The organism is Sphingomonas rubra, assembly GCF_900115745.1.
Taxonomy (GTDB): domain Bacteria; phylum Pseudomonadota; class Alphaproteobacteria; order Sphingomonadales; family Sphingomonadaceae; genus Sphingomonas; species Sphingomonas rubra.
Genome location: NZ_FOXP01000009.1, coordinates 119,303 through 131,822, shown reverse-complemented (window position 1 = coordinate 131,822; position 12,520 = coordinate 119,303). Strand labels below are relative to the sequence as shown.

Annotated in this window: 15 protein-coding genes; 10 read left to right on the top strand and 5 right to left on the bottom strand. The window is 69.6% G+C overall.

What is annotated here, in order from left to right; translation table 11 throughout:
* Positions 1-17: 17 nt before the first annotated feature.
* Positions 18-701 carry an MBL fold metallo-hydrolase gene (locus BM145_RS12150; RefSeq protein ID WP_093333912.1) on the top strand — a complete coding sequence of 228 codons (684 nt, stop codon included), beginning with the start codon at positions 18-20 and terminating at the stop codon, positions 699-701.
* Positions 702-1,023: 322 nt separating this feature from the next.
* On the opposite strand, the gene BM145_RS12145 is transcribed toward BM145_RS12150, so the two are convergent.
* Positions 1,024-2,682 (bottom strand): M28 family metallopeptidase, encoded by a 1,659-nt coding sequence (locus BM145_RS12145; RefSeq protein ID WP_093333911.1) that lies wholly within the window; start codon positions 2,680-2,682, stop codon positions 1,024-1,026.
* A 177-nt stretch (positions 2,683-2,859) separates the two neighbouring features.
* Here BM145_RS12145 and rpmF point away from each other — a divergent pair, with 177 nt between their 5' ends.
* From rpmF to thiC, 8 genes are all read left to right on the top strand, one after another.
* On the top strand, positions 2,860-3,039 hold the full coding sequence (gene rpmF / locus BM145_RS12140; RefSeq protein ID WP_093333910.1) for a 50S ribosomal protein L32: 180 nt from the start codon (positions 2,860-2,862) through the stop codon (positions 3,037-3,039).
* Positions 3,040-3,063: 24 nt separating this feature from the next.
* Positions 3,064-4,095: a phosphate acyltransferase PlsX gene (gene plsX / locus BM145_RS12135; protein ID WP_093333909.1), complete on the top strand. Its 1,032-nt coding sequence runs from the start codon at positions 3,064-3,066 to the stop codon at positions 4,093-4,095.
* Positions 4,092-5,057: a beta-ketoacyl-ACP synthase III gene (locus tag BM145_RS12130; protein WP_093333908.1), complete on the top strand. Its 966-nt coding sequence runs from the start codon at positions 4,092-4,094 to the stop codon at positions 5,055-5,057. The genes plsX and BM145_RS12130 overlap by 4 nt, the downstream gene beginning before the upstream one ends.
* An 81-nt stretch (positions 5,058-5,138) precedes the next feature.
* Entirely contained in the window at positions 5,139-5,444 is a 306-nt protein-coding gene (locus BM145_RS12125; protein ID WP_093333971.1) for an integration host factor subunit alpha, read from the top strand.
* An 8-nt stretch (positions 5,445-5,452) separates the two neighbouring features.
* Positions 5,453-5,788, top strand: a complete 336-nt coding sequence (locus tag BM145_RS12120; protein ID WP_093333907.1) for a MerR family transcriptional regulator — start codon at positions 5,453-5,455, stop codon at positions 5,786-5,788.
* Positions 5,789-5,975: 187 nt separating this feature from the next.
* Positions 5,976-6,983: a ferritin-like domain-containing protein gene (locus tag BM145_RS12115; protein WP_093333906.1), complete on the top strand. Its 1,008-nt coding sequence runs from the start codon at positions 5,976-5,978 to the stop codon at positions 6,981-6,983.
* Between the two features lie 16 nt (positions 6,984-6,999).
* Positions 7,000-8,022, top strand: coding sequence for a ferritin-like domain-containing protein (locus BM145_RS12110; RefSeq protein WP_093333905.1), 1,023 nt, complete (start codon positions 7,000-7,002; stop codon positions 8,020-8,022).
* 263 nt (positions 8,023-8,285) lie between these two features.
* The gene (thiC, locus tag BM145_RS12105) at positions 8,286-10,169 is read left to right on the top strand and encodes a phosphomethylpyrimidine synthase ThiC (RefSeq protein ID WP_093333904.1); all 1,884 of its coding nucleotides are present in this window, start codon (positions 8,286-8,288) and stop codon (positions 10,167-10,169) included.
* 126 nt (positions 10,170-10,295) lie between these two features.
* Here thiC and BM145_RS12100 read toward each other — a convergent pair whose 3' ends face one another.
* Complete coding sequence (locus tag BM145_RS12100) at positions 10,296-10,562, bottom strand: Txe/YoeB family addiction module toxin (RefSeq protein WP_093333903.1); 267 nt, start codon at positions 10,560-10,562, stop codon at positions 10,296-10,298.
* Entirely contained in the window at positions 10,559-10,804 is a 246-nt protein-coding gene (locus BM145_RS12095) for a type II toxin-antitoxin system Phd/YefM family antitoxin (RefSeq protein WP_093333902.1), read from the bottom strand. Before BM145_RS12095 ends, BM145_RS12100 begins: the two co-directional genes overlap by 4 nt.
* A 105-nt stretch (positions 10,805-10,909) precedes the next feature.
* On the opposite strand from BM145_RS12095, the gene BM145_RS12090 reads away from it, so the two are divergent.
* A complete protein-coding gene (locus BM145_RS12090) occupies positions 10,910-11,293 on the top strand; it encodes a hypothetical protein (protein ID WP_093333901.1) in 384 nt (127 codons plus the stop codon).
* Here BM145_RS12090 and BM145_RS12085 read toward each other — a convergent pair.
* Together BM145_RS12085 and BM145_RS12080 are read right to left on the bottom strand one after the other, a co-directional pair.
* Complete coding sequence (locus BM145_RS12085; RefSeq protein ID WP_093333900.1) at positions 11,269-11,979, bottom strand: lysophospholipid acyltransferase family protein; 711 nt, start codon at positions 11,977-11,979, stop codon at positions 11,269-11,271. The two genes, BM145_RS12090 and BM145_RS12085, sit on opposite strands and share 25 nt — an antisense overlap.
* Complete coding sequence (locus BM145_RS12080) at positions 11,976-12,512, bottom strand: YdcF family protein (RefSeq protein WP_093333899.1); 537 nt, start codon at positions 12,510-12,512, stop codon at positions 11,976-11,978. Before BM145_RS12080 ends, BM145_RS12085 begins: the two co-directional genes overlap by 4 nt.
* Positions 12,513-12,520 lie beyond the last annotated feature (8 nt).

The following is a 12,520-nucleotide window of genomic DNA, read 5'->3' as shown; positions in this document are numbered from 1 at the left end:
GCGTCTACAGCGGCGGCATGACCGACCAGCCTGCCCCACCCCCTGCCCCCGCGCCCTTGCGCGCCGCCATCGTCCCCGTCACGCCGCTGCAGCAGAACTGCACGCTGATCTGGTGCACGGCGACGATGAAGGCCGCGGTGGTCGACCCGGGCGGCGACCTGCCGCGGATCAAGGCGGCGGCGGCCCAAGCGGGCGTGACGATCGAGAAGATCCTGCTGACGCACGGCCATATCGACCATGCCGGCGAGGCCAAGCCGCTGGCCGACGAGCTGGGCGTGCCCATCGAAGGACCGCACGAGGCCGATCGCTTCTGGCTGGCGCGGCTGGACGAGGACGGGCGCAATTACGGCGTGCGCGGCGTGCCGTTCGAGCCCGACCGCTGGCTGGACGACGGCGACACGGTGACGATCGGCGACCTGACGCTGGACGTGTACCTGACGCCGGGGCACACGCCAGGGCACGTGATCTTCCACCACGCGCCGTCCAAGTTCGCGCAGGTCGGCGACGTGCTGTTCCAGGGATCGGTCGGCCGCACCGACTTCCCGCTCGGCAGTTTCGACGATCTCGTCCGCTCGGTCACGACCAGGCTGTGGCCGCTGGGCGACGTGACCTTCATCCCCGGCCACGGCCCCGCCAGCACCTTCGCGCACGAGCGGCGGACCAATCCGTTCGTGGGGGATGCGGCGCTGGCGCGGGGGTGAGCGGCGTCAAAGTTCACACTTGCTTGACTCGCTTGACCCCTGAACGGAAACTTGCGCGGGCGATTGTTTCCGATTGCGGCATGATGCGCGCGATTATTGTACCTGCATGGTTCAAATAGCGCTTCTGCTATAGCCGATTCGACGCTTGTAGGAAAGTAGGCTCGTCACGCTCTCCTCCCTTCGTCATGCCGGGCCCTTCGGCGAAGCTCAGGAGAGCCTCGACCCGGCATCCATGGTGCCGCAAGATCCGGACGGTCGAGTTCGCGGCACCATGGACCCCGGCTCAAGGCCGGGGTGACGTAAGAAGTCGGCGCTGGCCTCCCTATCGCCGCGCGGCTGCGCTCTCGGCGCGGATCGCCTTGAACTCGGAGGTGGCATTCCAATCCGGCCAGAGCCGACTGTTGGCGAGCGTCTCGCCGACCTGCGCGATCAGGCCGACGTCGGCCGCGGCGCCGCGCAGGTCCCAGTCCGCCGACCATTCATCGCAGGTCTGGTGATAGCATGTCATGTATCCGTCGAGCCACGCCTGCCCCGCCGCACGACCGCCGGCCACCAGATCGGGCGCGCCGCTGATCGCCATGAGGAGGAGGGTCGGCACGCCGCGCCGGGCAAGCGAGAAATGGTCGGCGCGGTAGAATAGGCCGCGCTCGGGCAGCGCCTCGGGCGTCACCACCCGCCCCTGCGCCCGCGCGGCCTGGACGAGCATCCGTTCCAGCTGGTTCTGGCCGTCGCCGACCAGCATCACGTCCTTCGACGGCCCCGCGGTCTGGAGGATGTCGAGCGTCAGGTTGGCGACCGTCTTGGCCGCCGGATAGACGGGATCGGCGGCGTAGGTCTCCGAGCCGAGCAGCCCTCGCTCCTCGCCCGTCCACAGGCCGAACACCAGCGACCGCTGCGGACGCGGCGCCTTGGCCGCGGCGCGGGCGATCTCGAGCAGCCCGGCGACGCCGAGCGCGTCGTCGTTGGCGCCGGGGCGGATCGTCTTGCCGCGCGCATCCGACTTGCCCGCGCCATACGCGTCCCAGTGCGCGCCGAACATCACCACCTCGTCGGCGTGGGTGGTGCCGGGCAGCTTGGCGAGCACGTTACGGCTCACCGCGCGGGTGAAGCTGGCGGGCAGCGTCGCCGAGAAGGCGGGTGTCAGCGGCACCGGCCGGAAATCGGCGCGACGCGCGGCGACGCGCTGCTTCGCGAGATCGAGGCCGGAGGCGGCGAACAGCTTGGTCGCGGCCCCGCCCTCCAGCCAGCCCTGGAGCAGCACGCGCGGCGCTCTCGGCGCGGCCACGTCGTAATTCTCGCCGGCGGGCGCGGTCACCGTCTGCCAGCCATAGCCGGCGCCGGGCGTGTCGTGGACGATCAGCGCCGCCACCGCGCCGCGCCTGGCCGCTTCCTCGAACTTGTAGGTCCAGCGGCCGTAATAGGTCATCCGCTTGTTGCCGAACTTGCCCGCGACCGGCTCGCCCGCTGCCGCCTCGAAATCGGGATCGTTGACCAGGAAGACCGCGACCTTGCCCTTCAGGTCGACCCCCTTGAAGTCATCCCATTGCCGCTCCGGCGCCGACACGCCGTAGCCGACGAAGACCATCGGCGCGTTCGCCACCGCCACGCGATCGACCGGGCGGACGGTGCTGAGGTACACGTCGCGGCCCTGGGCCAGCGGCACGGTTCCCGCGGTGACGGTGCCCTGCCCGAGTTGCGTGCGGACGAGCGGCACGTCCTGCGTCCAGCTGCCGGCGCGGCCGCCGGGCTGGAGCCCGGCCGCCTTGAACTGCGCGATCAGCCAGTTGATCGTCTTCGCCTCGCCCGGCGTACCCGGCGCGCGGCCGCCGAACGCGTCCGAGGCGAGCGTGCGGACGTCGGCCGACAGGCGGTCGGGCGAGATCGGCCCGTCGTAGCGCACCGGATCGGGCGCGGCGGCGGCTTGCGCCATCGCGCTGCTCGACAGGAGCGCTAGGGATAAAGCGAGGGCGTGGCGGATCATCGGGGAAATACTCCTGTGCCGGCCCTGCCTGCCACTGCGCCCACGTGCTTGCAACGGGGGGCGAAATCGCTATAGCGCCACGCTTCGCGATGCGTCCGGGATGTGCGCGCGGCTCCATGGGCCGGGCATGCTTCTCGCGTCCATTCCTCTATTTGTTCAAGACCATAAGGTGCCGCAATGGCCGTCCCCAAGAGAAAGACTTCGCCCTCCAAGCGCGGCATGCGTCGCGGCCACGATTCGCTGACCGTCGCGGCGTTCCAGGAATGCCCGAACTGCGGCGAGCTGAAGCGCCCGCACGTGCTGTGCATGTCGTGCGGCCATTACAACGGTCGCGAGGTCGTGTCGGTCGAGGCGTAAGCCCGAACGACGCGAAACAGGCTTATGACGGACCGGCCCTGCATCGCGGTTGACGCGATGGGCGGTGACGAAGGGCTGGCGGTGATGCTCGCCGGGGTCGCGCGTGCGCGACGCCGGTTCGAGGACCTGCACTTCCTGCTGGTCGGCGACGAGGCGCAGGTCCGCGCCGGGCTGGCCAGCCATCCCAACCTCAGCGCGCATTCGGAGGTGGTCCACGCCCCCGAGATCGTCGGCTCCAGCGAGAAGGCGGGCCAGGCGATCCGTCGCGCCAAGAAGACGTCGATGGGCATCGCCATCGACTTGGTGAAGCAGGGGCGCGCCGCCGCCGCCGTCTCCGCGGGCAACACCGGCGCGCTGATGGCGATGGCCAAATTGTCGCTGCGCACCATGAAGGGGATCGACCGCCCCGCCCTCGCCGCGCCGTTGCCGACGCTGGGCGACAACGACGTGGTGATGCTGGATCTGGGCGCCAACACCGAGTGCGACGCGCAGAACCTGGTGCAGTTCGCGGTGATGGGCGCAGCCTACGCGCGCATCGTCTTCGATCTCGACCGGCCGCGCGTGGCGCTGCTCAACATCGGTTCGGAAGAGCAGAAGGGCACCGACGAGATCCGCGACGCGGCGGCGGTGCTGAAGGAGCAGAGCCACCTGCCGCTCGCCTTTACCGGTTTCGTCGAGGGCAACCAGCTGGCGCGCGGGCAGCACGACGTGATCGTGTGCGATGGCTTCGCCGGCAATATCGCGCTGAAGACGGCGGAGGGCACGGCACGGTTCGTCGCCGACCTGCTGAAGCGCGCCTTTACCAGCTCCGTCCGGTCCAAGGTCGGCTTCCTGATCTCACGCCCGGCGACCGAGCTGCTGAAACATCACCTCGACCCCAACAACCATAATGGCGCGATCTTCCTCGGCCTGAACGGCGTGGTGGTGAAGAGCCATGGTTCGGCCAACGAGAACGGTATCGCCACGGCGATCGGCAATGCGGCCAAGCTGGTCCGCGCCGACCTGACGCGGCGCATCGCCGAGGATTTGGCCGAGTTCGAGAGGGCGGCGGCGTGATCCGATCCGTCCTGACCGGCACGGGATCGGCGCTGCCGGTGCGCCGGGTGTCGAACGCGGAACTGGCGGCGCAGGTCGACACCTCGGACGAGTGGATCGTCGAGCGCACCGGCATCCGCTTCCGCCACCTCGCCGGGCCGGACGAGACGACGGCGACGCTGGGCGCGGACGCGGCCAGGGCGGCGATCGCGGCGGCCGGGCTGTCGGCGCAGGACATCGACCTGATCGTGCTCGCCACCGCGACCCCCGACCAGACATTTCCGGCGACCGCCACCAAGGTGCAGGCGATGCTGGGCATCGACGACTGCGTCGCGTTCGACGTGGCGGCGGTGTGCTCCGGCTTCCTCTACGCGGTGCAGGTCGCCGATTCGATGCTGCGCACGCAGGTGCACCGGCGCGCGCTGGTGATCGGTGCGGAGACGTTCAGCCGCATCCTCGACTGGGAGGACCGGACGACCTGCGTGCTGTTCGGTGACGGCGCCGGCGCGATCGTGCTGGAGAGCCGCGAGGTCGAGCAGCAAGGCCGCGGCATCCTCGCCACGCGGCTGCACGCCGACGGGCGGCACAACGACCTGCTCTACGTCGACGGCGGTCCCTCCACGACGGGCACGGTCGGCAAGCTCAGGATGAAGGGGCGCGAGGTGTTCCGCCACGCGGTGACCAACCTGGCCGCGGTGATGACCGAGTCGCTGGGGATCGCCGGGATCGACGCGGGCGACGTCGATTGGGTGGTGCCGCATCAGGCCAATGCGCGCATCCTGGACGCGACCGCCCGCAAGCTGGGCCTGGCGCCGGAGAAGGTGGTGGTGACGGTCGATCAGCACGCCAACACGTCGGCCGCGTCCGTGCCGCTCGCGCTCGACGTGGCGGTGCGCGACGGACGGGTGAAGCAGGGCGACATCGTCGTGCTGGAGGCGATGGGCGGCGGTTTCACCTGGGGCGCCGCGGTGATCCGCATCTGAGGGTTAACCTGTGGCATAGGGTCTATCGCTCGAACCGCCGCTTGTGTAGATTGCGTGTGGGAGGGAAACGGACCGATGCTGATGACGAACGATCTCGGAACGCTGACGCGGGCCGATCTGGCGGAGGCGCTGCACCGCGAGGTGGGGCTGAGCCGCAGTGATTCGGGCGAAATCGTCGAGCAGATCCTGGCGTGCATGTGCGAGTCGCTGTCGAACGGCGACAACGTCAAGATCTCCGGGTTCGGCACCTTCGTGCTGCGCGACAAGGGCGAGCGCGTCGGCCGCAATCCCAAGACCGGCGTCGAGGTGCCGATCGCCCCGCGCCGCGTGCTGACCTTCCGCGCCAGCCAGATCATGCGCGAGCGCATCGCCGCCGCGCACCACTGACGCGGGGCGTGGCCGCGCCCGGCGCCAAAGCGAGCGGCGCGCTGCGCACGATCGGCGAGGTTTCCGCCGAGACCGGGCTGCCGCACCACGTGCTGCGGTACTGGGAGACGCGGTTTCCCGCGCTCAAGCCGCTGACGCGCGCCGGCAACCGGCGCTACTACCGGGCAGAGGACGTGCTGCTGGTGCGGCGCATCGACGCGCTGCTCAACCGCGAGGGCTATACGATCCGCGGCGTGCAGCAGTTGCTTCTCGCGGAGAGCAAGGCGAGCGGCGACGATCCGCTGGCGACGTTGCGCGCGATCCGCGACGCTTTGGCCGCGGCGCTGGCGGCGGACGGGCGGTAGCGGCGGCCTGCCGGGGCGTCCTGACGGCGACCGTCGATCCGATCGCTAGACAAAAACAATCGGATCGGGTGCGTCCTTCCGCCCCGCCGTCCCGTATCTCGGACGTAGCCGGTGCAACGCTGCGCGGATCGGCTGCCGAGTGAAGGTCGGCACACCCCTGCGCCGACCCCCATCAAGGGGATGATGCATGACCGACAGCGGCCAATTGATCGAGGCGATGGACCACCGCGTCCAGCGTCGCGAGGCACGACGGGAATTCTTCAAGTCGGCCTTCGGCGTCGGCGCGCTCGCCGTCGGCGGCGTCGCGGCACTCAACTTCTCCTCGCGCGCGGGCGCGCAGACGGCGCTGACCGATGTCGACATCCTCAACTTCGCGCTGAATCTCGAATATCTCGAGGCGCAATTCTATTCCTACGCCGCCAACGGCGTGGGCCTAGCCGCCAATCTGCAGACGGGCGTGACGACCACGGGTGCGCAGGGCGCGGTGCAGATCGGCTCCGGCGCCACCCAGGCGCGCCGGGTGCCGTTCACCGACCGGGCGGTGGCCGCCTACGCCCGCGAGATCGCGGCGGACGAGATCGCGCACGTCTCCTTCCTGCGGTCGGCCTCCGCGCTCGGCAACGCCGCCGTGGCGCAGCCGGCGATCAACATCGCGGGCGGCGCGGGCAGCGCCTTCGCCGCGGCGGCGACCGCCGCCAGCATCCCCGGCGGATCGACCTTCGACCCGTACGCCAACGACGACAACTTCCTGCTCGGCGCGTACATCTTCGAGGATGTCGGCGTCACCGCCTACAAGGGGGCGTCGCCGCTCATCACCAACAAGATCTTCCTGGAGGCGGCGGCCGGCATCCTCGCGGTGGAGGCGTACCACGCCGCCACCGTGCGCACGACGCTGTACGCCCGCGGCGTGGCCGCGCCCGACCTGCGCACCTTCGCCGACGGCATCTCCAACGCGCGCGACACGCTGGACGGGTCGATGGACTTGGATCAGGGCATCTCGCCCCTGACCCGCACGGGCGCGACCGCGGCGGAATCGAACATCGTGCCGCTCGACCCGAACGGGCTCGCCTACAGCCGCTCGCCCGGCCAGGTGCTCAACATCGTCTATCTCACCCGCGCCGCGGCGACGATGGGCGGCTTCTTCCCGAGCGGCGTCAACGGCAACGCCGCGCTGCGCGCCAGCACCGCCAACTGATCGAGGGAACAGCATCATGCACGACCAGCAGACCGTTCTCGAGATCATCGAGAAGACGCAAGCCCGCCGCGACCAGCGCCGCGCCTTCATGCGCGCCGCGGCCGGCGCCACCGTGATGGCGGGCGGCCTGTCGCTCCTCGCCGCCTGCGACGACGACGACGATACCCCCGCGCCGACGCCGACGCCGACGCCCACCGCCACGTCGGTGTCGGTCGACGTCCAGGTGCTCAACTTCGCGCTCCAGCTCGAATATCTGGAAGCGCAATTCTACTCCTACGCGGCCTTCGGCACCGGCCTGCCCGCCGCGTCGCTGACCGGCACTGGCACGCAAGGCGCGGTGCAGACCGGCAGCGGCGACGGCTTCCCGCGCGCAGTCAACTTCTCGGGCGACCCGCTGATCGGCGAGTACGCGCGCGAGATCGCCTATGACGAGATCGCCCATGTCAACTTCCTGCGCTCGGCACTGGGCGCGTCGGCCACGGCACAGCCGGCGATCAACATATCGGGCACGACCACCGGCGCGTTCACCGCCGCAGCCCGCGCGGCGGGGGTCATCCCCGACAACAGCACCTCGACCTTCGACCCGTACCTCAACCCGATCAACTTCCTCCTCGGCGCGTACATTTTCGAGGACGTGGGCGTCACCGCCTACAAGGGCGCGTCGCCGCTCATCACCAACCGCACCTTCCTGGAGGCGGCCGCCGGCATCCTCGCGGCCGAGGCGTACCATGCGGGGCTGGTCCGCACGATCATCTACAATCGCGGCATCACCAACCGCGACCTCATCACCAACGCAACCCGCATCTCCGACGCCCGCGACAGCCTCGACGGCTCGTCCGATCTCGACGAGGGCGTCGGCGGCACCAACATCGGCGATCTGTTGACCGGCGTGTCGAACATCGTCCCCGCCGACGGCAACGCCATCGCGTACAGCCGCACGCCGCAGCAGGTGCTGAGCATCGTCTATCTCGGCAGAACGCCGACCGCGGCCAGCTTCTTCCCGAACGGCGTCAACGGCTCGTTCACGACGACGACCTGATCCGGGCAGGCGACCGAGAAGGGAGCCGTGCCGGCGAGGCGCGGCCCCTTTTCATTTGTAGCCCACCGCTTACCCGCTTATGCATAGGCCATCCCCGGGGGAGCGCTTCGTCGCGCTTGAGAGGGAGGCCGGGGTTCTCGTGAAAGTATCACTTTCATGGGCGCCCAACAGCCTCCGACCCGCTGAACCTGATCCGGTTGACACCGGCGTAGGGAGTGGAGCGGCCACCAGCCCTTCTTCTCCCGACCATGAGGAGAGAAGACGTGGCAGACATTCCAGCGCGTACCGAGATCGGCGTCACCACCGGCCCGATCCGCGGCTCCCGCAAGATCCATGTCGGGCCGCTGAACGTCGCCATGCGCGCGATCGACCTCGATCCCGGCTGCGGCGAGCCGCCGCTCAACGTCTACGACACCTCCGGCCCGTACACCAACCCGGACGCCCGCATCGACATCATGGCCGGCCTTCCCCAGCTCCGCCGTTCGTGGATCGAGGCGCGCGGCGACGTGGAAAGCTACGACGCGCGCGAGATCCGCCCGGAGGACAACGGCCAGCTCGGCCCCGACCGCTCCGGCGGCGTCCCGCAATTCCCCCGCATGGTGAAGCGCCCGCTGCGCGCGAAGGCGGGGCAGAACGTCAGCCAGATGCACTATGCCCGCCGCGGCATCATCACGCCCGAGATGGAGTACGTCGCCACCCGTGAGAATCTCGGCCGCGAGGCTTTGCGCGAATACGCCCGCGACGGCGAATCCTTCGGCGCCGCCATCCCCGACTATGTCACGCCCGAGTTCGTCCGCGACGAGGTGGCGCGGGGCCGCGCGATCATCCCCAACAACGTCAACCACCCCGAATCCGAGCCGATGGCGATCGGCCGCAACTTCCTGGTCAAGATCAACGCCAATATCGGCAACAGCGCCGTCGCGTCGAACGTCGCCAGCGAGGTCGACAAGCTCGTCTGGTCGATCCGCTGGGGCGCCGACACGGTGATGGACCTGTCGACCGGCCGCAACATCCACGACACGCGCGAGTGGATCATCCGCAACAGCCCCGTGCCGATCGGCACCGTGCCGATCTACCAGGCGCTGGAGAAGGTCGGCGGCATCGCCGAGGAGCTGACCTGGGAGATCTTCCGCGACACGCTGATCGAGCAGGCCGAGCAGGGCGTCGATTATTTCACCATCCACGCCGGCGTCCGCCTGCCCTACATCCCGATGACCGCCAAGCGCGTCACCGGCATCGTCAGCCGCGGTGGCTCGATCATGGCGAAATGGTGCCTCGCGCATCACAAGGAGAGCTTCCTCTACGAGCGGTTCGACGAGATCACCGAGATCATGAAGGCGTACGACATCGCCTATTCGCTCGGCGACGGCCTCCGCCCCGGCAGCATCGCAGACGCCAATGACGAGGCGCAGTTCAGCGAGCTCTACACGCTCGGCGAACTCACGCACCGTGCGTGGAAGAGCGACGTGCAGGTGATGATCGAGGGCCCCGGCCACGTGCCGATGCACAAGATCAAGGAGAATATGGACAAGCAGCTGGAGGTGTGCGGCGAAGCGCCCTTCTACACGCTGGGGCCGCTCACCACCGACATCGCGCCAGGCTACGACCATATCACCAGCGGCATCGGCGCGGCGATGATCGGTTGGTACGGCACCGCGATGCTTTGCTACGTCACCCCCAAGGAGCATCTGGGGCTGCCCGACCGCGACGACGTCAAGACCGGCGTGGTGACCTACAAGCTGGCCGCCCACGCCGCCGACTTGGCGAAGGGCCACCCCGCCGCCAAGATGCGCGACGACGCGCTGAGCCGCGCGCGGTTCGAGTTCCGCTGGCGCGACCAGTTCAACCTGTCGCTCGATCCCGACACGGCGGAATCGTACCATGACCAGACCCTGCCCGCGGAAGGCGCCAAGACCGCGCATTTCTGCTCCATGTGCGGGCCGAAATTCTGCTCGATGAAGATCACCCAGGAGGTGCGGGACTTCGCGGCGAAGCAGAACCAGCCGGCGGACGCGTTCCTCGCTTCGGGCGGTCCCACCGGCGCCGAAACCGCCGCCGCCAGCCGCGCCGCCGCGATCCGCGGCATGGAGGAGATGAGCGAGCGGTTCCGCGAGAAGGGTGGTGAGGTTTACCTGCCGGCGGAGTAATAAAAGACGGCCCCGCACATGATGCGGGGCCGCCGGTCTAGCTGACTATGGCCTCGGGTAGGCTGAGCAGATTGTTCAGCTGCTCGCCATCGTTCTGCGTCATGAGGTGCATTGCTACGGTGGCGGTCAATAATGATACCGGCACTGCGCCACCTGAAGCACCTGCTCCTCGCCTGATCCTGTCACGCGGTACACGAAGCGGTGTTCGTGGCTGATCCGCCGCGACCACCAGCCGGACAGGTTGCCGCCTAGCGGCTCGGGCTTGCCCGTGCCCTTGAACGGGTGGCGGCGGCATTCCTCGATCAAGGCGTTGATCTTGTCGATCAGCTTGGTGTCATGCTCCTGCCAATGGCGGTAATCGTCCCATGCCGTCGGCGAGAACGCCACCCTCACGGCAGCGGCACGCCTTCGTCGCCGGCCTCGAAGCCACGCACCGCTTGCAGCAGCCGCTCGGCATTTCGGGGCGACGACAGCAGGTGCAGCGTTTCCTCGATCGACGCCCACTCGCTCGCGGAGATCAAGACCGCGCCCTCGCCGCGTTGGCGCGTGATCGCGAGCGGCGCCCGATCGGCGACCACCTTGTCGATCATCGACTTCAGATTTTCGCGGGCTTCGGAATAGCTGACGGCGTGCATACCCGCAGAAGTGGACAACGACCTGTCCAATGTCAACGAAAGCCGAACCTTCCTGCCGCAACCCGCCGCCCGGTCGGACGTTCAGCGGGACAACAGGAGGAAGCCATGATCCGTTCGCGAAGCACGTCGATCCTTCCCGCCGCCCTGCTCGCGCCGCTGATGCTGGTCGCCGCGTGCGGCGGATCGCCGGGCGGCAACGACGCCGCGGAGACGGCGAACGTCGCCGCGCCGGACGGCAACACCGCCGCGACGATCCGCGACCTGCCCGCCGGGCAGCGCACCGCGGTGCTGCTGCGCGCGATCCGCGATGCCGGTCGCGATTGCCAGGGCGTGACCGAGGCGACGGAGGTGACCGCCCAGGGCTCGCCGCCGACCTGGGCGGCGACGTGCGAGGACGGCAATCAGTGGATCGTCGCGATCGGCGAAGGCGGCACCGCCACCGTCACCAACCGGACGGAACTGCGTCAGGCGGGCGGCAAGGCGGGCTGAGCCGCGGGTTCCAGCGCGTTCATGCCGGTGTGGACCAGGCGCTCGATCTCCGCGCGCGGGAGGCCGGCGGGGATTGTCTTACCATAGCGCAGGGTGATCGTGCCGGCACGCTTCAGCCCCCGTTTGGGCCATAGCCGCCCGGCGTCGAGCGCGACGGGCACCACCGGCAGGCCGATCGCGCGGTAGAGCCCGGCGAAGCCCGATTTCAGCGGTGGCGCCTCTCCGGGCGGCACGCGCGTCCCTTCGGGGAAGATGAACACCGACCGGCCCTGCGCCCGCGCCGCCTGCCCCGCCTTCATCATCCGGCGCAGCGCCGCGGCGGAGGCGTCGCGGTCGACGGGGATGGCGCCGTAGCGGACCGCCGCCCAGCCCCAGACCGGGATGCGCGTCAGCTCGCGCTTCAGCACCATCGCCGGCCCGTCCAGCCGCTGTTGCAGCTCCAGCGTCTCCCACATCGACTGGTGTTTGGCGGCGTAGAGGGCGGGGCCGGCGGGCCGTTCCCCCTCCACCACGACGCGGATGCCGAGCAGCCATCGCACCGCCCAGGCGTGGAAGCGCGTCCACAGCGTGGCGTTGGCGATCACCGCCCGCTGGCCGAACAGCGCGCTGACCGGCGTCGCCAGCACGATCGGCACCGACCCGCCGTAGAAGACGATCGCGAAGGCGATGTTGCGGAGCCAGGTCATGCGCCGATCCCCAGCCACAGCGCCACCCGGCGCAGCAGCAGCTTGTTGTACTCGTTGACCAGCGTGCCCAGTCGCGGGCTGCTCGGCACCCCGTCGCCCAGCACCACCACCCGCGGGCCGAGTGCGGCCGCCAGCTCCATGCGCGCGCGCGGCAGGTGCCAGTCGGAGGTGACCAGGCGGACGCTGCCGAAGCGGTGCCTGGCCACCCAGGCCGCGGTCTCGGCGGCGTTGGAGCGGGTATCGACCGCCTCGTCGCCCAGGTCGACGCAGCAGGCGATCAGCCGCGGCGAGGCGTGATAGGTCCGCTGCAGGTCGACCGGCCGCACGCCCGCGCCCACGCCGGTCACCAGCATCCGGCGCGCCTGGTGCCGGGCCATCAGCGCCAAGCCGCGATCGATCCGCCCCGGCGCCCCGGTCGGCACCACCACCGCGTCGGTCGTGTTGCCCTCCAGCGGTGCCGGCAGCAGCAGCATGAACGCCGCGAAGCCGAGGCACCAGGCGAGCAGCGCCACGCTGAGCGTCCGCACGATCACGACCCCGC